A 19,315-nucleotide genomic window follows, 5' to 3' on the forward strand; every position below is an offset into this window, starting at 1 on the left:
CACAGGGTTCCCTTTCTAACCTGCATCTCCATTCCAACAGACTGACTTCGACCACAGGGTGTGGTTTTGCCAGTAAACTCTCCCCCTCTTTCGCCGCCTCTTCATTCCCGCGCGGCCATCATCTTTTTTTGTTGCGGAGTCCGCCTTGCGTCTGTTTCACACCTCCGACTGGCACCTTGGGCAAAACCTGCATGGTCAGGAGCGCGATTTCGAGCACGCCTGTTTTCTCGAATGGCTGCTGCGCCAGCTGAAACTGGCGCAGCCGGATGTGCTGCTGATTGCCGGTGACATCTTTGACACGGTCAATCCGCCGGTCAAAGCCCAGGAATGCCTCTACGATTTCATCGTCAACGCCCACGAGCAGCAGCCCTCGCTGACCATCGTGATGATCGCCGGTAACCACGATTCCGGCTCGCGCATCGAACTGCCCGCGCCGTTGATGCGCCGCTTGCGCACCCATGCGCTGGGTCGCGTGCTGTGGCTGGATGACGGCCAGCTCGATTCCGAACGTCTGCTGCTGCCATTGCCGAACGCCAAAGGCGACATCGCCGCGTGGTGCCTGGCGCTGCCTTTTCTGCGCCCGGCCGAAGTCACCGGTGCACACCTGGGCGACAACTATTTGCGCGGCATCGGTCAGGTGCACGAATGGCTGATCGAAGCGGCCAACGCCAAACGCCAACCAGGTCAGGCGCTGATCGCCATCAGCCACGCGCATATGGCCGGTGGCTCGGTCTCTGAAGACTCCGAGCGCAGCCTGATCATCGGTAACGCCGAAGCGCTGCCTGCCAGCCTGTTCGGGCCAAGCATCAGCTACGTCGCCCTCGGCCATTTGCACAAGCCGCAGAAGGTCAACGGTGAGGAGCGCATTCGCTACAGCGGTTCGCCGATCCCGTTGTCGTTCTCGGAGATCGGTTATCAGCATCAGATTCTCGACGTCACGCTTGATGGCGAAACCCTGGTCAGCGTCGAGCCAAAACTGATCCCGCGTTCGGTCAACCTGCAACGCATCGGCCCGGCACCGCTGGCCGAGATTCTGCTACAACTGGCCGACCTGCCGAACATCGACCTGCTCGCTGAAACCCAGCGCCAGCCGTGGCTGGAAGTGCGTGTGACCCTCGACGAGCCGCAGCCGGATCTGCGCCATCAAGTGGAAAACGCTCTGCAAGGCAAAGCCGTGCGCCTGGTGCGCATCGCTGCTGAATACGCCGGCAAGCGTGGCGCTGACGGCGAGGAGGATGGCACCGCGCTCATCGAACTCGATCAACTCACCCCGCAGGAATTGTTCAGCCGCGCCTGGCTCGACAACTATGGCAACGAGGTCGATGAACAAACGCTGAAGGACTTCGCCGAACTGCTGCAAGACGTGCAACTGGAGGGCGAGCAGCCATGAAAATTCTCGCCATTCGTTTGAAAAACCTCGCTTCGCTGGCCGGGCCGTTCGAGATCGATTTCACCGCTGAACCGCTGGCCAGCGCCGGTTTGTTCGCGATTACCGGGCCGACCGGCGCCGGTAAAAGTACCCTGCTCGACGCCTTGTGCCTGGCGCTGTTCGGCGCTGTTCCGCGCCTGAACAACACCGGCCGTGACGCCAAAGTCCCGGATGCTGATGGCGAGATCGCCACCGGTGACCCGCGCACACTGCTGCGTCGCGGCACCGGTGAAGGTTATGCGGAAGTGGATTTCGTCGGTGTTGATGGCCGTCGCTATCGGGCGCGCTGGGAAGCCAACCGCGCCCGCGAGAAGGCTGGCGGCAAGTTGCAGGCCAGCCGTCAGAGCCTGCGTGACATCGATCAGGATCAACTGCTCGCCAGCCAGAAAGGCGAATACAAAACCCAACTGGAAGCCGCACTCGGCCTGAACTTCGAACAGTTCACCCGTGCCGTGCTGCTGGCGCAGAGCGAGTTCAGCGCGTTCCTCAAAGCGGACGACAACGATCGCAGCGAACTGCTGGAAAAACTCACCGACACCGCGCTGTATACCCGCCTCGGCCGTCGCGCATTCGACAAGACCAAAGAGGCCCGCGAAGCGCACAAGCTGTTGCAGGATCAGGCCACTGGCGTTACCCCGCTGGCACCCGAAGCGCGCGCCGAACTGGATGAGCATTTCAACGCTGCACAGCAGCAACTCAAGTTGCAGCAGGCGCAATTGAAGCAACTGGAGCAGCAACACAGTTGGCTCAAGGATTTGCGTCTGTTGCAGGACGCGCAGCAAGCCGCCAGCGAGCAATTGCGCAGCGCCCAGCAACAATCGGAAGCGCTGGCCGGCGAACGCATCAAGCTGACGCGTCTGGAACAACTCGGCCCGCAACGGCACCAGTTCGCCCGCAAAACCGAACTCGATGCGTTGTTGACGCCGTTGGCCGCGCAGATTGCCGAGCACACCCGCCAGCACGCCGAACTGACTGAACGTCAGACGCAACTCGAGCAGAATCTTGAGGCCACCAAAGTCGCACTGACCGAGGCGCAGCAACGCCAATCTGAAAACGCGCCGTTGTTGCGTCAGGCCTTCGAAGAGCAAAGCACCCTCGCCCGTCTGGCCAAAGATGTGGCCGCGAGCGCTGAGGCCAAAGCCACTGCGCAACAGGCCTGCACCGACGGCCAGAGCGCTATTCAAGCCTTGCAGGAAAAGCAGGGCCAGGTCGCCGAACGCTTGCAACGCATCGCCGCTGAGCTGGAACAAAGCGCTCATCTGGCGCCACTGAGCGATGCGTGGAATGCCTATCGCGATCGCCTGCAACAGCTTATGTTGATTGGTAATCGCCTGAACAAAGGTCAGGCCGAACTGGCTAACCTCGAACAAAACGCCACGCGTAGCGCTGAAGAATTTGCCAGCCAGAAGCAACAACTCGAAGTGCTGTTCAAAGAGGCAGGCGCCGAACCGGATGCCGTCGCCGAGCAGATCGGCATTCTCGGTACGCTGTTGCAGGACAACCGCAAACAACTGCGCGCTTTCGAAGACCTGTCGCGCTTGTGGGCCACTCAACAGGATCTGGACAAGCGCGGCGCCGAGTTGCAACAACGCCAGCTCAACGCGCAGCAGGAGCGTGAGCGCCTGACGCAGGACGGCGTCAAAACCAAAGCTGAGCTGACCGTCGCCGAGCAAACCCTCAACGTCACCCGCGAACTGCTTGAACGGCAGCGTCTGGCGCGCAGTGCCAGTGTCGAAGAGTTGCGCGCGCAGTTGCAGGACGATCAACCGTGCCCGGTGTGTGGCAGCAATGAGCATCCTTATCACCAGCCGGAAGCGCTGCTGCAAAGCCTCGGTCGCCACGATGAAAGCGAACAGGCCAACGCTCAGCTAGTCGTCGATCAGCTCAAGGAAAAACTCAGTGAACTGCGCGCCGACGTCGGCGCTGTCATTGCTCAGCAGAAAGAACTGCTGCAACAACAAGAGCAACTGGCGAACCAGCAACAGGCCCTCGCGCCGAGCCTCGACGCGCATCCGCTGTCCGCGCAGTTGTTGAATCAGGACGCCGACAAACGCGACGCTTGGCTCATGCGCCAGAACGAGCAATTGAACCAGAGCATCACGCAGGACGAACAGCGCCAGAGCGCCCTGCTCACCCTGCAACAGGATGCCGCGCGGTTGACTCAACAATTGCGTCAGGCGGAAACCGCGCATCAACAAGCCGCGCAGCACTTGAGCAATCAACAGCGCGAACTGAGCAGCGACCGTCAGCGTCTCGACGAAGAGCTGACGGCGTTCGGCCCTCTCCTACCGGCCGAGACCCTTGAAGCCCTGCGCCTAGAGCCGGCGGCGACGTTTATGCAGCTTGACCGGCAGATCGCCGAGCGTCTGACGCAACTCGATCAGCAAAAGGAAGAACTGAGCGAACAGCAGCAACGGCAGCAGACGCTGGATAAAGAACAGGATCGTCAGCAGACCCGCGCGCAGCAGGCACAAACCGCTGAACAGCAGTTCAATGCGCTGGCCGAGCAACAGCAACTGTGCCAGCAGAAACTGGCGCAATTGCTCGGTGAGCACAGCAGCGCCGAACAGTGGCAGCAGCAACTGGAACAGGCTGTGGAACAGGCGCGCGCCGCCGAAACCAGTACTGCGCAAGAACTGCAAAGTGTGCGCACGCAGCTTGTGCAAATCGCCGCCGAACTCAAAGCGCAGCAACAACGTTTGCAGGCTCTGGAAAGTGAAGACAAGGATCTGGCCAGCAAGATTGCCGACTGGCGCGCTCGTCATCCGGAGCTGGATGACGGTGGCCTCGAAGATCTGTTGCGGGTTGACGACGCGCAACTCGCTGAACTGCGCCAACGCTTGCAGCAAAACGAAAAAGCCATCGAGCAAGCCAAAGTGCTTTTGCAAGAACGTGACGAGCGCTTAGCCGCGCATCAAGCTCAGCACAACGGCAATCTTGATGCCGAGCAACTCGCCACGGCCCTGACGGATTTGCAGAACCAGTTCAACGTCAGCGAGCAGCAATGCGCTGAACTGCGTGCAGAACAGGTCGAAGATCAGCGCCGGCAGAATGCCAATCAGGCCTTGGCGCAGCAGATTGCTGATGCCTACGCCGAGTATCAGCGTTGGGCGCGGCTCAGTGCGCTGATTGGCTCGGCCACCGGCGATACGTTCCGCAAGATCGCCCAGGCCTACAACCTCGATTTGCTGGTGCATCACGCCAACGTGCAACTGCGCCAACTGGTCAAACGCTATCGCCTGAAACGCGGCGGCAGCATGCTCGGCTTGTTGGTGATGGACACCGAAATGGGCGATGAACTGCGCTCGGTGCATTCGTTGTCTGGCGGCGAGACGTTCCTGGTATCGCTGGCGTTGGCGCTGGGTCTGGCGTCGATGGCGTCGAGCACGCTGAAAATCGAATCGCTGTTTATCGACGAAGGTTTTGGCAGCCTCGATCCGGAGTCGCTGCAACTGGCGATGGATGCGCTGGATGGTTTGCAGGCGCAGGGCCGTAAGGTCGCGGTGATTTCCCATGTACAGGAAATGCACGAACGGATTCCGGTGCAGATTCAGGTGCAGCGTCAGGGCAATGGTTTGAGCACCCTGGAGGTGAAATGAACACGCTGTATTCCTTCCGCCGCTGCCCGTACGCGATGCGCGCGCGGATGGCCCTGCGTTATTCGGGCGTGCCGGTGGAGATTGTCGAGGTCAGCCTTAAAGCCAAACCGGCGGAGATGCTGGCGATCTCGCCGAAGGGCACGGTGCCGGTGCTGGATGCGGATGGTCGGGTGATTGATGAGAGCCTGGAAATCATGCGCTGGGCGCTGGCGCAGAATGATCCGCAGGGTTGGTTGCTTGACGGCGATTCGCGGATTGCCGAGTTGATCGAGGCGAATGATCAGGGGTTCAAGGTTGATTTGAATCGCTACAAGTATGCCGAGCGGTATCCGGAACAGCCAATGGAGGTTTATCGGGCTCAGGGCGCGGTGTTTTTGCAGCGGTTGGAGGGGTTGTTGCAGGATCGCGATTATTTGCTGGCTGATCATCCGAGCCTGGCGGATATCGCCCTGCTGCCGTTTGTTCGGCAGTTCGCGCATGTCGATCGCGAGTGGTTTGCGCAGACGCCTTACCCGCGTCTGCAGGCCTGGTTGAACAACTTCCTCGAGTCCGACCTCTTCACCTCGATCATGAAGAAGTAACCCTCAACTTCCTGCCTGATTGATCATTCCCAAGCTCCGCGTGGGAATGCCTCGAGGGACGCTCCGCGTTCCAATTGGACGCAGAGCGTCCGGGGCTGCATTCCCACGCAGAGCGTGGGAACGATCAACCCTGTGGTGAGGGGATTTATTGTGGTGTCTAGGCAAGCGCATTGCACATCCCAAGCGCCATGCAATCCACTTCGAAAGGCCCAAGGAAATCCGCCGAAACCTTCACCGGCGGATTCCCCGCCATCAGCCCCAGGGTATTCGCCCGTTCAATGTTGTGCGCAATGCTGTGATTGGCCTCTATGGCCCGCGCCAACCCGCCCACCGAACCCTGACCCATCCCTAATAACGAAGCGCCGTTAGTCATGACCGCCAGACTGGCGATGACCCAAAGTCTGTAGCCTTTCATGCGCCGCCGACTCCTGCGAGTTCAGCCCGGTCGACCATCACGCTCTGCGAGCGGACTTCAAACTGAATGCCGGGATGGGCGACGTCGATCGGTGCGTCGAAGCGGTGCTCCATCTGCGAGGCGATGCTGACGACCAGTACAACGGCCAGGTAAAGACCGATGGCCAGGTAGGCGCCGCGTTTGGCTGAAGTGATGATTGCGCTGGCCATGGTGTTCTCCCGTGGGCATGTTTCGATGACCACAGAATCGATCAAAACAGCACGGGCAACCACTCAGGGTTTTACATAGTGAACATCAGCTGCGTTGATTATTTAGCCGGTCTATTTGCGCGTTTGAGAAAACCTATGACCGTGCTTCACGCACACGGGGGCGACGGTCTTTACGGATCGTTCCCACGCTCTGCGTGGGAATGCAGCCCGTGACGCTCCGCGTCACTGGACGCAGAGCGTCCCTAGAGGTATTCCCACGCAGAGCGTGGGAACGATCAAACCACACGCGCACAAACATGTAGGAGCTGCCGAAGGCTGCGATCTTTTGACGTTTAAGATCAAAAGATCGCAGCCTTCGGCAGCTCCTACAGGAGATCGTGTGAATCCCCCGAATGGTGCGGAGGCAGAATGGGACTTTCAGTGTTGGGCTTTGTGATCCAGAGCAGCGTAGAAGTTGGCGCTCTGTTGCAGGTATTTTTGGGTGTAGCTCTGGGTGTGGGATTTTTTGCTGTTGATTTCAACGTTGGCGCTGGCTGGCAGCACAACGGTGGCGGAGATGGCGGAAGCGGCGATAACAGAGAAGAGATTGAAGTTCATGGCGGTAACCCTCGTGTTCGGTTGGCTTGATTGCCCGGTTGGGCTGTGAAGCAAACTTAACGCTCGACGGTTACTCGCCTGAAATGCTTTGTAGCATTACCGAATATCAGCGCGATTGATACAAAGAGACAGGCCCCGTAAACCGGGGCCTGTGGCTTATTGTCGCACCATAAACTTCAGGTCGCTCGGGGCGTCCATTGGCAGTTTCTGCACGGTTTTGCCGAGCAGACCGGTCTTGCTGTCGCGTTCAACGACAACAATCTGGTTGCTCTTCTGGTTGGCGATCAGCAGGAACTTGCCGCTCGGATCGAGGCTGAATTCGCGCGGATGATCACCTTCCACCGAACGCTTTTGCAGCTCTTTGAGCTGGGCGGTCGCCGGATCGATGCTGAACACCACCATCTGATTCGCGGTGCCACGGTTGCTGACATAGAGGAACTTGCCGTCCGCCGAGGTGTGCAGCGCCGCGCCGGCCTTGTCCGAGGTCGGTTGACCGGCGGCCAGATCGACCAGTTGGGTTTGCTTCAGCACGCCATCGTTGTAATCGAACACCGCGACCTGCGCACTCATTTCCATGGTCAGCCAGGCATGTTTGCCGTCAGCACTGAACAGCAAATGACGTGGGCCGCTGCCGGCTGGCATGGCGACGAACGCGGTTTTCGCTGGGGTCAGCGGCAGATCAGGGTTGGCTTTCGGGTCGAATTGGTAGATGAAGACCTTGTCGGCGCCCAAGTCATTGGAGAACACGTAGCGACCGTCCGGCGAGGAAATCGTCGAGTGCACGTGGTTCGACGCCTGACGCTCCGGGTTGACCCGGCTCGCCGGGTGCGCGCTCATTTGCACTACCGGTTTCAGCTTGCCGTCAGCACCGACGGGCAACACCGCCAGGGTTCCGCCCGGATCTTCCACCACCGAATAGTTGCTGACGAACAAGTGGCTGGCGTCGCCGCTGAGGCTCGAATGGGTCGGCTCGTTGCCCAGGCTCTGTACTTGATTGATCAGGGTCAGCGCGTGGGTTTTCGGATCGATCGAATAGCTGCTGACGCGGCCGACCGGGTCTTTCTGGCCCGGGCCGTTTTCATTGACCACGAACAGGCGATGCTGGTCTTTGGACAGGGTCAGCCACGACGGGTTTTCGCTCTTCACCACTTGCAGCGGCTTGGCGTCGATCTGGCCAGTGGCGCTGTCGAAATTCATTCGATAGATGCCCTGGCTGGTGCCGGCGGTGTAAGAACCGACCAACAATTGAAAGCTTTCTGCCGATGCCGTGGACAGGCCCATGGCACCTACGCTGCCGGCCATCAGCAGTGGCCAGAATTTACGCATTTTCATCAGTGTCATCCTCATCATCGCTGCTGCTGACGACATCGCCATGGCACACCAGGCGGTGTTCGCCGATCGCTTTGGTTTCATTGAAATAGCCGACGATCAGCCAGCTCTGCAGCGAGTCATCAAAAGTCGCCGCTGCAACTTGAGCCGGGGTAAATTCCCAATGCTTGGCCGCTCGGCCATCGATGCATTCGATGTGCAGATTGTCGTCTTCGTCGAGGGCGAATTCGAAGGCATGCAGGCCGTCGATTTCGACCATACCGCAGTGTTCGAGGGCGTTGAGAAGGGTTTGGGCAGTCATGGCAATCAAGTCTTTCAGGGGGAAACCGGCAATGATAGCTCATTGTGAACGCACAACCCCTGTGGGAGCGGGCTTGCTCGCGAATGCGTTGTGTCAGTCTACAAATGTGTTTCTGATACAGCGCATTCGCGAGCAAGCCCGCTCCCACAGGGGATTGGGGGTGGTTTTAGAGCGCGTCGCGCGAGGGTTTGCCGTCAACCAGGCGCTGGATGCGCAGCGGGTTGGCGTTTTTCAGTGGCTCGGGCAACAAGCTGTCCGGGTAGTTCTGGAAGCACACCGGGCGCAGGAAGCGGTCGATCGCCAGCGTGCCGACCGAAGTGCCGCGTGCATCGGAGGTGGCCGGATACGGCCCGCCGTGCACCATCGAATCGCACACCTCAACGCCAGTTGGATAGCCGTTAAGCAAGATCCGCCCGACCTTCTGCTCCAGCAGCGGCGTCAGTTCAGCGAAGCGCTCGAAATCCGCCAGTTCACCAATAATCGTCGCCGTCAGTTGACCGTGCAGACCCTGCAACGCCGCGCTGAGTTGCGCCTTGTCCGCCACTTCAACAATCACCGTGGTCGGGCCAAACACTTCTTCCTGCAGGACTTCATCACCCTCGATCAACAGGCTGACGTCAGCCTTGAACAGCTGCGGCTGCGCCTGATTGCCCTGCTGCGGATTACCGGCCAGATGTTCGATGCCGGGATGCGCCAGCAGCTTCTGCAAGCCTTTGCCGTAGCTGCCGAGGGTGCCCGCGTTGAGCATGGTTTGTGCTGGCTGATCACCGATCAAACCAGAAACCTGCTGCACAAACGCACTGAACTCTGGCGAACGAATGCCGATCACCAAGCCAGGATTGGTGCAGAACTGGCCGCAGCCTTGCACCACCGAAGCAGTTAAATCGCGGGCGATGGTTTCGGAACGCTCGGCCAGTGCCTGCGGCAAAATTATTACCGGGTTGATGCTCGACATCTCGGCGAACACCGGGATCGGTTGTGGGCGCGCCGCCGCCATGTCGCACAGCGCACGACCGCCCTTCAGCGAGCCAGTGAAACCAACTGCTTGAATCGCCGGATGCTTGACCAGCCATTCACCGACGCCACCGCCGTAGATCATGTTGAACACGCCGGCCGGCATCGCCGTTTTTTCGGCGGCGCGGATCAGCGCATCAGCAACCAGTTCTGCGGTGGCCATATGGCCGCTGTGGGCCTTGAACACCACCGGGCAACCGGCGGCAAGCGCTGAAGCGGTGTCGCCGCCGGCAGTGGAAAATGCCAGCGGAAAGTTGCTCGCACCGAACACTGCTACTGGGCCGAGACCGATGCGGTACTGACGCAAGTCCGGACGTGGCAATGGCTGACGATTCGGCAACGGTAAATCAATCCGCGCGCCATAAAAATCGCCACGACGCAGCACTTTGGCGAACAGACGCATCTGTCCGCTGGTGCGTCCGCGCTCACCCTGAATACGCCCGGCCGGCAATGCGGTTTCGCGGCAGACCACGGCGACGAAATCATCACCGAGGGCATCCAGTTCATCAGCGATCGCATCGAGAAACTGCGCGCGGCGCTCAGCGCTAAGGCTGCGATACGCCGGGTAGGCGGCAGCGGCAGCCTTTGCCGCAGCGCCGACTTCTTCCAGCGTGGCCTGAATGAAATCGTGGGGCAGTGGTTCGCCCGTGGTGGCGTCGACCGATTGCAATTTTACGTCGCCAGCGGCACTGCGCTGACCGCCGATGTAGTTGTGACCGAGAATCTGAGTCATGGGATCTCCTTAAAGGGTGCCGATGCTGTCCGGTTCAAACGCCGCTGGTACCGGGACGATGCCGTTGACCAGCGGTGCGCCGAATTCGGCCTGGCTGATTTCGAAGACGTCACCCGGCTGTGTGCGGATCCCATCGGCAAACGACAGGGTCGCGGTGCCGAAGAAATGAATGTGCACGTCGCCGGGACGCAGGAACTGGCTGTACTTGAAGTGGTGGTATTCGAGGTTGGCGAGGCTGTGGCACATGTTCGCCTCGCCGCTGAGAAACTCGTTCTGCCAGAGCACTTCGCCGTCGCGCAGGATGCGGCTGGTGCCTGCCAGATGTTGAGGCAATTCACCGGTGCGAAGTTCCGGGCCATAGCTGCAACTGCGCAGTTTCGAGTGCGCCAGATACAGGTAATTCTTGCGTTCCATGATGTGGTCGGAGAACTCGTTACCGACCGCGAAACCGAGGCGATACGGCTTGCCGTCGTTGCCGATGATGTAAAGGCCGGCCATTTCAGGTTCTTCGCCGGCGTCTTCGGCAAATGGCGGTACCGGGAACGGTTGGCCCGGACGCACGACGATGCTGCCGTCGCCTTTGTAGAACCATTCCGGTTGCACACCGGCCTGCCCCGCCGCGGGTTTGCCGCCCTCCACGCCCCATTTGAAGATGCGCATGGTGTCGGTCATCGTCGCTTCGTCGCCAGCCTGCTGGTGCATTTTGTCGCGGGCCGAGGCGCTGCCGAGGTGGGTCAGGCCGGTGCCGCTGATCAACATGTGCGCCGGATCCGGGTGATCAAGTGGCGGCAGGATGCGCAGTTGCGACAGCAGTTCGACGTAGTCGTGGCTGCTGCCGAGGCCGAGGGTTTGCACTTGCTGCTCGAGGGTGTTGCCGGCCTCGATGGCGGCGAGCGCCAGATCGCGCACGCTGCGGGCGTCCTGTACTTCGCGCACCACACCGTTGTCGACCACGCCGACACGGCGTTCGCGGTTGCTTAATTCGAATTGAACCAGATGCATGAAATTTCTCTCCTTTACGTCAATCTTGAACGCTGCGACGACCCAATGTGGGAGCGGGCTTGCTCGCGAATACGGTGTGTCAGTCAACGGTGATGGTGGTTGATCCACCGCATTCGCGAGCAAGCCCGCTCCCACAAGGGATTTACGTAGTTCCCAAAAATCAGGTACGGGTTGCGCCGCGGGCGCTGGCGGCGAACTGGTCAACCGGCAGGACGTGTTTGCGCTCGAGCACGCGGTAAACCACGCCCGTCAGGATCAAGCCAAACACCATCACCCCCGAGAGGAAATACAGGCCGGAACCGAGGTTGCCGGTGTATTCCTTCAACGCCCCAATCACAAACGGCCCGATGTACCCGCCGAGATTCCCCACCGAATTGATCAACGCAATCCCCGCCGCCGCACTCGCGCCGGCAAAGAACCGCCCCGGCAATGTCCAGAACACCGCCGTGCAGGAAAACAGCGCAAACGCCACCAGACACAGCGCCGCCAGTTGCGCCACCGGCAAGGTCAGCCACGCGCTGAGGAACAGGCCAATCGCACCCAGCACATAAAGCACGGCGAGATGCCCGTAGCGATCATTCAAGCGGTCGGAACTGCGCGGCACGATCAGCAAGCCGATGATCCCGAAGATGTACGGCACCGACGACACGAAACCAGTGACCAGATCGCTGCCGCCAAACTGTTTGATCAACGTCGGCAACCACAGACCCAATCCATAAATGCTCAACGTTACCGGCAGGTAAAACAGCGCCAGCAGCAACACGCGCTTGTCTTTCAGTGCATGCAGCGGATTGCCGTGGCGGGTCTGGCCGTATGCCTGCAGATCCTTTTTCAGTTCACCGGTCAGCCAGTCTTTTTCCGCCTGATCCATCCACTTCACTTGTTGCGGGCCGTCCGGCAACCAGCGCAACACCGGCCAGGTCAGCAGGATCGCCGGCGTGCCGATGACGATGAACAGCCACTGCCAGCCGTGCAGGCCCAACACGCCGTCCATGCCGAGCAAACCGCCGGACACCGGGCCGGTGATCATCATTGCGATCGGTTGCGAAAGGATGAACAGCCCGAGGATCTTGCCGCGATGGCGCACCGGGAACCATTGGGTGATGTAGTAGAGAACGCCCGGGAAGAAGCCCGCCTCGGCCGCGCCGAGCAGAAAGCGCATCACGTAGAAACTGTGCGGGCCCTGGACGAAGGCCATGCCGATGGTGATCGCGCCCCAGGTGATCATGATCCGCGCGAACCAGCGGCGTGCGCCGAAGCGTTCAAGCATCAGGTTGCTGGGGATTTCGAGAAGGAAGTAGCCGATGAAGAACAGCCCGGCGCCGAGGCCGTAAGCCGCATCGCCGATGCCAATGTCGGCGCCCATGTGCAGCTTGGCGAAGCCGACGGCGGAGCGATCCACATAGGCGATCAGGTACAGCAGGATCAGGAAGGGAATCAGTTTCAGCGTTATGCGCCGGATTAGCCGCAGTTCCTGGCTCATGAGATCGGTCTCCGATTGTTGTTTTTATAGAACCTCGGGGGACGCCTCTCGCGGAAAACCGCCAGGGCCATCCCTCCGTCGAAAACGACTATATAGTAATACTAATTCAACAACAACACTTCCAAACCTAGGATTTTGCGCTTAGATTAGGCCGTAGCTGGAACACTATAGTCATACAATAAGAGAATCGATCATGTCTGATAAGAAACCCACCCTGCGTTCCGCCCAATGGTTTGGCACGGCCGACAAGAACGGCTTCATGTACCGCAGCTGGATGAAGAATCAGGGCATCGCCGACCACCAGTTCCATGGCAAGCCGATCATCGGCATCTGCAACACCTGGTCGGAACTGACCCCGTGCAACGCGCACTTCCGCCAGATTGCGGAGCACGTCAAACGCGGGGTGATCGAGGCCGGTGGTTTTCCAGTGGAATTCCCGGTGTTCTCCAACGGCGAATCGAACCTGCGCCCCACCGCCATGCTCACCCGCAACCTGGCGAGCATGGACGTTGAAGAAGCGATTCGCGGCAACCCGATTGACGGCGTGGTGCTGCTGACCGGATGCGACAAAACCACCCCGGCGCTGTTGATGGGCGCCGCCAGTTGCGACGTGCCAGCCATCGTCGTCACCGGCGGGCCGATGCTCAACGGCAAGCACAAAGGCAAAGATATCGGTTCCGGCACCGTGGTCTGGCAGCTCAGCGAACAGGTCAAGGCTGGCACCATTACCATCGACGATTTCCTTGCGGCCGAGGGCGGCATGTCGCGTTCGGCGGGGACCTGCAACACCATGGGCACCGCGTCGACCATGGCCTGCATGGCTGAAGCACTCGGCACTTCGCTGCCGCACAACGCGGCGATTCCGGCGGTGGATGCGCGACGTTATGTGTTGGCGCACATGTCCGGCATGCGCGCGGTGGAGATGGTTCGCGAAGATTTGAAGCTGTCGAAAATTCTGACCAAAGAAGCCTTTGAAAACGCTATCCGGGTGAACGCGGCCATCGGCGGTTCGACCAACGCGGTGATTCACTTGAAAGCCATCGCCGGGCGCATCGGCGTCGAGCTGGATCTGGATGACTGGACGCGCATGGGTCGCGGCATGCCGACCATCGTTGACCTGCAACCGTCCGGGCGTTTCCTGATGGAAGAGTTCTATTACGCTGGCGGTCTACCGGCGGTGTTGCGTCGCCTTGGAGAAGCCAATCTGATTCCTCATCCGAATGCGTTGACCGTCAACGGCAAATCCATTGGCGAGAACACCAACGACGCGCCGATCTATGGCGAAGACGAAGTGATCCGCACGCTCGACAACCCGATTCGCGCCGACGGCGGCATTTGCGTTTTGCGCGGCAATCTGGCGCCGCTCGGTGCGGTGCTCAAGCCATCCGCCGCGACCCCGGAACTGATGCAGCATCGCGGTCGCGCAGTGGTGTTCGAGAACTTTGATATGTACAAGGCGCGGATCAACGATCCGGAACTGGATGTCGATAAAGATTCGATTCTGGTGATGAAAAACTGCGGGCCGAAGGGTTATCCGGGCATGGCTGAAGTCGGCAACATGGGCTTGCCGGCAAAGCTGTTGGCTCAGGGTGTGACCGACATGGTGCGCATTTCCGATGCACGGATGAGCGGCACGGCGTACGGCACGGTGGTTTTGCACGTGGCGCCGGAAGCGGCGGCTGGCGGGCCTTTGGCGACGGTGAAGGAAGGCGACTGGATCGAGCTGGATTGCGCGACCGGGCGTTTGCATCTGGATATTCCGGATGCCGAACTGGCGGCGCGCATGGCGGATCTGCAGCCACCGCAGCAATTGTTGGTGGGCGGTTATCGTCAGCTGTACATCGACCATGTGCTGCAGGCGGATCAGGGTTGTGACTTTGACTTTTTGGTGGGTTGCCGTGGGGCTGAAGTGCCTCGTCATTCCCACTAAGAGCAAAAGATCGCAGCCTTCGGCAGCTCCTACCTTGGAATGCATTTCCACTGTGGGAGCGAGCCTGCTCGCGAAGAGGGAGTGTCAGTCGACATCTATTTGACTGATATGCCGCCTTCGCGAGCAGGCTCGCTCCCACATTTGGCTGTGTGTCTGCCTCAAGATTGTCTGGTGCCTGCTATGATGCGCGGCATCTCCATCGCTCAGGATCGCGCCGTTCCCCATGGATTACCGCAAACCCTCCGACCGCAAAAGCATGCACTCGCGCATCGTCCAGGAACTGGGCATGCAGATCGTCTCCGGACGCTTCAAGCCCGACGACAAACTGCCCGCCGAAGCCTTGCTCTGCGAAGAGTACGCGGTCAGCCGCCCGGTGTTGCGTGAAGCCACGCGAGTGCTGGTGGCCAAGGGTCTGGTGTATTCCAGGCCGCGTGTGGGCACGGTGGTCAAGGCACGCCGCGAGTGGCATATGCTCGACCCGGACGTTCTGCACTGGCTGATGCAAAGCAGCCCGCAAAATGAATTCTTCAATGTGCTGACCAGTGTGCGCAGCATCATTGAACCGGCGGCAGCCGCCCTCGCCGCTCAGCATGCGACCGAGGCGGATATTGCTTCGATTGGTGAAGCGTATCAGCGCATGGAAGCGGCGCCGACGCCGGAAGCGCTGTTGCAGCCGGATCTGGATTTCCATAGCCGGATTGCCGATGCGACGCACAATGATTTGCTGGCGAATCTGTGCAATATGTTGTCAGTGGCGATTGCTGAAGCGTTGAAGCATTCGAATCAGCGGCCGAATCTGCATGAGTTGGCGTTGCCGCGGCATAAGGCGATTTTGACGGCGATCGAGAACCGTGATGCGCTGGGGGCTCGGCATGCGACGTTGGTGCAGCTGGATGATGCGCGTAGTGCTTTGAGTGTTGTGCTTGGCGCTGAACTCACTTAACGCTTGAGATCCTCTGCCCTCACCCTAGCCCTCTCCCAGAGGTAGAGGGAACCGATTGGGGGATATTCGAGATTTGCGCCGACTTGAACGATTTGCTGTGAATCCATAATCGACTCGGTATTTCAGGTCGATGGATCAAGCCGCACACCTCGGTCAGTCCCCTCTCCCTCCGGGAGAGGGTTAGGGTGAGGGGCTCTTGATCTCAAACAACAAAAAAGCCGCAACCCTAAGGTTGCGGCTTTGTCGTTTCAGCCCTTCAGATCAATGCGCAAACAGCGAGTTACCCTTCTGCCCCGCCAGTTTCTCCGGCTTGATCAGGAACTTCGCCAGTGCCGGCAGCAGCCACAGCGCACCGAACATGTTCCACAGGAGCATGAAGGTCAGCATCAGGCCCATGTCGGCCTGGAACTTGATCGCCGAGAAGATCCACGTGCACACACCAATCGCCAGGCACAAACCGGTGAACAGCACCGCTTTACCGGTAGATTTCAGCGTCTGGTAATAGGCTTCCTGCAACGGCAGGCCCGCACGCAGGAAACTCTCCAGTCGGCTGTAAATGTAGATGCCGTAGTCGACGCCAATCCCCACGCCCAGCGCCACCACCGGCAGCGTCGCGACTTTCACGCCGATGCCCATGAACGCCATCAGCGCGTTGCCGAGTACCGAGGTCAGCACCAGCGGCAGGACGATGCACAGGGTCGCCGCCCACGAACGGAAGGTGATCATGCACATCACCGCCACGCAGATGTACACCAGAATCAGGATGGTCAGTTCAGCCTGTTTGATGACTTCGTTGGTGGCTGCTTCGATCCCGGCGTTACCGGCCGCGAGGATGAATTCCAGACCGTCCTTGTTGTTGTCCTTGGCGAATTCCTGCACGGCAGCCACCGCACGATCGAGGGTCTCAGCCTTGTGATCGTTGAGGAAGATCAGCACCGGCGCCAGCGAGCAGCTGTTGTTGTACAGGCCGTCTGCGCGGGCAATCGAGTTGTTCAGCACGTCGGGGTTACGCGACAGGGTTTCCCATTTCAAGTTGCCCTCGTTCATGCCTTTGATCATCTGCTTGGACACGGTCACCAGGGAGATCGCCGACTGCACGCCCTCGGTGTTCTGCATCTTCCACATCAGTTCGTCGATCGGCGCCATGGCTTCGTAGCGTGAGCAGCCTTCAGCCTTGGTCTTGACCATCACCACCAGCACGTCGGAACTGGTCGAGTAGTTGTTGATGATGAAGTTGTTGTCCTTGTTGTAGCGCGAGTCCGGACGCAGTTCCGGTGCGCCCTGGTCGAGGTCACCGATTTTCAAGTTCTGGCTGTACCAGAGGCCGCCACCGAAAGCGATCAGCGCCAGCACCACCGAAATGCGTGCGACTTTCGGGTTGGCGAAGTTCGACAGCAGGCGCCAGAACGGGTGTTCGCGGTTTGCATCTTTCTTGCTTTTGGCAATTGCGCGCTTGCTGATGCCGACATAGGAAATGGCCACCGGCAGCAGGATCAGGTTGGTGAACACGATTACCGCGACGCCGATGGACGCGCCGATCGCCAGTTCACGGATCACGCCGATATCGATGATCAGCAGCGTGATGAAGCCCACCGCATCCGCGAGAATCGCGATCATCCCCGGCAGGAACAGTTGCCGGAAGGTGCGTCGCGCAGCAGTCAGGGCGTTATCCGCCTCACTGGATTGCAGGGCGATACCGTTGATCTTCTGCACGCCGTGGGAGATACCGATGGCGAAGATCAGGAACGGCACCAGCATCGAATACGGATCGAGCCCGAAGCCGAAGAAGTGCATCAACCCGAGCTGCCAGACCACCGCCACCAGCGTCGTACTCAGTACCGCGATGGTGCTGCGCACGCAGTTGGTGAACCACAGCAGCAGGATCAGGGTGATGACAAACGCGATGCCGAAGAACAGCACCACCATCACCAGACCGTCGATCAGGTCACCGACTTTCTTGGCGAAACCGACGATGTGGATTTTGATGTTGGGGTTTTGTGCTTCGAACTTGGTGCGGATCTTGTCTTCCAGTTCATGGGAGAACTGGCGGTAATCCAGAGCGAGCAGCTTGCCCTGATCCTGCGGATCCGGGTACGACTCGAGCAGCGGGATATCGACGATGCTCGACTTGAAGTCGTTGGACACCAGACGCCCGACCTGGCCGGACTTGAGCACGTTGTTGCGCAGCAGATCGAGGCTGTCCTGCGAGCCGTTGTAGCTCTGCGGGATCACTTCACCGCCGGCAAAACCCTCTTCGGTCACTTCGGTCCAGCGTACGCTCGGGCTCCACAACGACTTCAGACCCGAACGGTCAACGCCGGAGATGTAGAACACCTCGTCGTTGATCTGACGCAGGGTCTCCATGTATTCCTTGGAGAAGATGTCGCCGTCAGTCGCTTCGACCGAAATGCGCACGGTGTTGCCGAGGTTCGCCAGGTCGTTGCGGTGCTCCATCATCTTCTCGATGAAAGGATGCTTGAGCGGGATCATTTTTTCGAAACTGGTCGACGGGCGGATCAGCGTCGCCTGCCAGAACAGGAAAATGCTCACCACCAGACAGATCAGAATCACTGCCGGGCGGTTGTTGAAGATCAGGCGTTCAAGGAACGTCGCCTTTTCCTGCTGAGGAGTGATCAAGGAAGTCATAGCCCCGCCTTCTTATTATTAACTTCGGCGCCGTTTGGCTGAGTGGTGTGAACGCCACCCTGCCCGGTCAGAATCAGGTTGCCGTCGCCGGCCGCGGTGACGGAAGACAGCGAGATGCGATCCGGACGGTTGAACACGCTGAACGTTTCGCCGTTGTCGCTGCTGCTGACCACCGAGCCGCCGTTACCGACGATGACGATCGAGCCATCCGGCAGCAAGGTCGCGCCGGACAGACCGAATTCCAGCGCACCGCGCGCGGCTTTCAGTTCGACCTGTTCCCAGGTGCTGCCGAAATCGGTCGAGCGGTAGAGGTTGCCGCGCAAGCCGTAAGCCAGCAGGGTTTGCGCCTGGGCCGTGCCGATCACGCCGAACAGCGAACCTTCGTACGGGCCTTCGAGTTTTTCCCAGGTCTGGCCCCAGTCGGCGGAGCGGAACATGCTGCCCGACTCGCCGACGATGAACAGTCCGGCGTCTTTCACCGCCGCGATGGCGTTGAGGTGGAACTGGTCTTCGTTGTCGAGGCGGTCGCTGACGTCTTCCCAGTGTTTGCCACCGTCGGTGGTTTCCATCAGCGAACCGTAAGCGCCCACGGCAAAGCCGCTGTTGACGTCCTTGAACCAGACGTCGAGCAGCGGCGATTCACGTTTGAGGTCTTCGAATTGCTTGGTCCAGGTCAGACCGCCGTCTTCGCTGGCGAGGATTTGCGCGTCATGGCCGACCGCCCAGCCGTGTTTGTCGTCGGCAAAATACACGGAAGTCAGCAGTTGCCGGCTCGGCACTTTGGCCTGCTTCCAGGTTTTGCCCTGGTCATCGGAATAGACGATGTGCCCGCGATCCCCGACCGCGACCAGACGCGCACCGGCGTGGACGACATCAAGAATCAGGCTTTTCGCGGCTTTGCTGGATTCGGTGGCATAGACCACGTCGGCCGGGGCCTCAGCGGCAATTACGGGTGCCGACAACGTGGCAAAGCCCAGCAGAGAGAGTGCTGTGGCCAGCAACGCGGTGTTGCGTAACGCCGGCGGGCGGCAACGACTCATAGACCTTCCCCTATTTATTATTGTTAGGCCATTTGGCCTTCAAGGGCGCCGCAAGTGTGCTCCG

General features: G+C 59.8%; 15 protein-coding genes. 5 read left to right on the top strand and 10 right to left on the bottom strand.

Going from position 1 to position 19,315, the window contains the following annotated elements:
• Positions 1-145: 145 nt before the first annotated feature.
• Genes KFS80_RS23315 through KFS80_RS23325 form a run of 3 tightly spaced genes read left to right on the top strand, consistent with a single transcriptional unit; the run spans position 146 to position 5,609 of the window.
• Positions 146-1,390 (top strand): exonuclease SbcCD subunit D C-terminal domain-containing protein, encoded by a 1,245-nt coding sequence (locus tag KFS80_RS23315; RefSeq protein WP_212546084.1) that lies wholly within the window; start codon positions 146-148, stop codon positions 1,388-1,390.
• Complete coding sequence (locus KFS80_RS23320; protein ID WP_212546085.1) at positions 1,387-5,028, top strand: SbcC/MukB-like Walker B domain-containing protein; 3,642 nt, start codon at positions 1,387-1,389, stop codon at positions 5,026-5,028. The genes KFS80_RS23315 and KFS80_RS23320 overlap by 4 nt, the downstream gene beginning before the upstream one ends.
• Positions 5,025-5,609 (top strand): glutathione S-transferase, encoded by a 585-nt coding sequence (locus tag KFS80_RS23325; protein WP_212546086.1) that lies wholly within the window; start codon positions 5,025-5,027, stop codon positions 5,607-5,609. Before KFS80_RS23320 ends, KFS80_RS23325 begins: the two co-directional genes overlap by 4 nt.
• 157 nt (positions 5,610-5,766) lie before the next feature.
• Here the strand turns inward: KFS80_RS23325 and KFS80_RS23330 are convergent, their stop codons facing one another.
• The 8 genes from KFS80_RS23330 to KFS80_RS23365 form a co-directional block, all read right to left on the bottom strand.
• Positions 5,767-6,024 (bottom strand): hypothetical protein, encoded by a 258-nt coding sequence (locus KFS80_RS23330; RefSeq protein WP_212546087.1) that lies wholly within the window; start codon positions 6,022-6,024, stop codon positions 5,767-5,769.
• Positions 6,021-6,233: a hypothetical protein gene (locus KFS80_RS23335; protein ID WP_212546088.1), complete on the bottom strand. Its 213-nt coding sequence runs from the start codon at positions 6,231-6,233 to the stop codon at positions 6,021-6,023. The genes KFS80_RS23330 and KFS80_RS23335 overlap by 4 nt, the downstream gene beginning before the upstream one ends.
• A gap of 417 nt (positions 6,234-6,650) precedes the next feature.
• A complete protein-coding gene (locus KFS80_RS23340; protein WP_007917967.1) occupies positions 6,651-6,830 on the bottom strand; it encodes a hypothetical protein in 180 nt (59 codons plus the stop codon).
• Positions 6,831-6,986: 156 nt separating this feature from the next.
• Positions 6,987-8,162: a lactonase family protein gene (locus tag KFS80_RS23345; RefSeq protein ID WP_212546089.1), complete on the bottom strand. Its 1,176-nt coding sequence runs from the start codon at positions 8,160-8,162 to the stop codon at positions 6,987-6,989.
• Positions 8,149-8,460, bottom strand: coding sequence for a DUF5629 family protein (locus tag KFS80_RS23350; protein WP_008088034.1), 312 nt, complete (start codon positions 8,458-8,460; stop codon positions 8,149-8,151). The genes KFS80_RS23345 and KFS80_RS23350 overlap by 14 nt, the downstream gene beginning before the upstream one ends.
• Positions 8,461-8,626: 166 nt before the next feature.
• The gene (locus KFS80_RS23355) at positions 8,627-10,207 is read right to left on the bottom strand and encodes an aldehyde dehydrogenase (NADP(+)) (RefSeq protein ID WP_212546090.1); all 1,581 of its coding nucleotides are present in this window, start codon (positions 10,205-10,207) and stop codon (positions 8,627-8,629) included.
• A gap of 9 nt (positions 10,208-10,216) precedes the next feature.
• A complete protein-coding gene (gene araD1, locus KFS80_RS23360) occupies positions 10,217-11,209 on the bottom strand; it encodes an AraD1 family protein (RefSeq protein WP_212546091.1) in 993 nt (330 codons plus the stop codon).
• Between the two features lie 160 nt (positions 11,210-11,369).
• Positions 11,370-12,692, bottom strand: a complete 1,323-nt coding sequence (locus KFS80_RS23365) for an MFS transporter (RefSeq protein WP_159815096.1) — start codon at positions 12,690-12,692, stop codon at positions 11,370-11,372.
• A 193-nt stretch (positions 12,693-12,885) separates the two neighbouring features.
• On the opposite strand from KFS80_RS23365, the gene KFS80_RS23370 reads away from it, so the two are divergent.
• Both KFS80_RS23370 and KFS80_RS23375 read left to right on the top strand, forming a co-directional pair.
• On the top strand, positions 12,886-14,622 hold the full coding sequence (locus KFS80_RS23370; protein ID WP_212546092.1) for an IlvD/Edd family dehydratase: 1,737 nt from the start codon (positions 12,886-12,888) through the stop codon (positions 14,620-14,622).
• A gap of 223 nt (positions 14,623-14,845) precedes the next feature.
• The gene (locus tag KFS80_RS23375) at positions 14,846-15,565 is read left to right on the top strand and encodes a FadR/GntR family transcriptional regulator (RefSeq protein WP_053121168.1); all 720 of its coding nucleotides are present in this window, start codon (positions 14,846-14,848) and stop codon (positions 15,563-15,565) included.
• A 261-nt stretch (positions 15,566-15,826) separates the two neighbouring features.
• Here the strand turns inward: KFS80_RS23375 and KFS80_RS23380 are convergent, their stop codons facing one another.
• A complete protein-coding gene (locus tag KFS80_RS23380; RefSeq protein WP_053121170.1) occupies positions 15,827-18,211 on the bottom strand; it encodes an efflux RND transporter permease subunit in 2,385 nt (794 codons plus the stop codon).
• A complete protein-coding gene (locus KFS80_RS23385; protein WP_212546093.1) occupies positions 18,208-19,251 on the bottom strand; it encodes a WD40/YVTN/BNR-like repeat-containing protein in 1,044 nt (347 codons plus the stop codon). Before KFS80_RS23385 ends, KFS80_RS23380 begins: the two co-directional genes overlap by 4 nt.
• Positions 19,252-19,315 lie beyond the last annotated feature (64 nt).

This window comes from Pseudomonas rustica, assembly GCF_018336155.1.
Taxonomy (GTDB): Bacteria; Pseudomonadota; Gammaproteobacteria; order Pseudomonadales; family Pseudomonadaceae; genus Aquipseudomonas; species Aquipseudomonas rustica.

Excerpts from the sequence above, each read along its gene's own strand:
- KFS80_RS23320 (WP_212546085.1), top strand. The coding sequence starts at position 1,387 with ATGAAAATTCTCGCCATTCGTTTGAAAAACCTCGCTTCGCTGGCCGGG.
- KFS80_RS23325 (WP_212546086.1), top strand. The coding sequence starts at position 5,025 with ATGAACACGCTGTATTCCTTCCGCCGCTGCCCGTACGCGATGCGCGCG.
- KFS80_RS23330 (WP_212546087.1), bottom strand. The coding sequence starts at position 6,024 with ATGAAAGGCTACAGACTTTGGGTCATCGCCAGTCTGGCGGTCATGACT.
- KFS80_RS23335 (WP_212546088.1), bottom strand. The coding sequence starts at position 6,233 with ATGGCCAGCGCAATCATCACTTCAGCCAAACGCGGCGCCTACCTGGCC.
- KFS80_RS23340 (WP_007917967.1), bottom strand. The coding sequence starts at position 6,830 with ATGAACTTCAATCTCTTCTCTGTTATCGCCGCTTCCGCCATCTCCGCC.
- KFS80_RS23345 (WP_212546089.1), bottom strand. The coding sequence starts at position 8,162 with ATGAAAATGCGTAAATTCTGGCCACTGCTGATGGCCGGCAGCGTAGGT.
- KFS80_RS23350 (WP_008088034.1), bottom strand. The coding sequence starts at position 8,460 with ATGACTGCCCAAACCCTTCTCAACGCCCTCGAACACTGCGGTATGGTC.
- KFS80_RS23355 (WP_212546090.1), bottom strand. The coding sequence starts at position 10,207 with ATGACTCAGATTCTCGGTCACAACTACATCGGCGGTCAGCGCAGTGCC.
- araD1 (WP_212546091.1), bottom strand. The coding sequence starts at position 11,209 with ATGCATCTGGTTCAATTCGAATTAAGCAACCGCGAACGCCGTGTCGGC.
- KFS80_RS23365 (WP_159815096.1), bottom strand. The coding sequence starts at position 12,692 with ATGAGCCAGGAACTGCGGCTAATCCGGCGCATAACGCTGAAACTGATT.
- KFS80_RS23370 (WP_212546092.1), top strand. The coding sequence starts at position 12,886 with ATGTCTGATAAGAAACCCACCCTGCGTTCCGCCCAATGGTTTGGCACG.
- KFS80_RS23375 (WP_053121168.1), top strand. The coding sequence starts at position 14,846 with ATGGATTACCGCAAACCCTCCGACCGCAAAAGCATGCACTCGCGCATC.
- KFS80_RS23380 (WP_053121170.1), bottom strand. The coding sequence starts at position 18,211 with ATGACTTCCTTGATCACTCCTCAGCAGGAAAAGGCGACGTTCCTTGAA.
- KFS80_RS23385 (WP_212546093.1), bottom strand. The coding sequence starts at position 19,251 with ATGAGTCGTTGCCGCCCGCCGGCGTTACGCAACACCGCGTTGCTGGCC.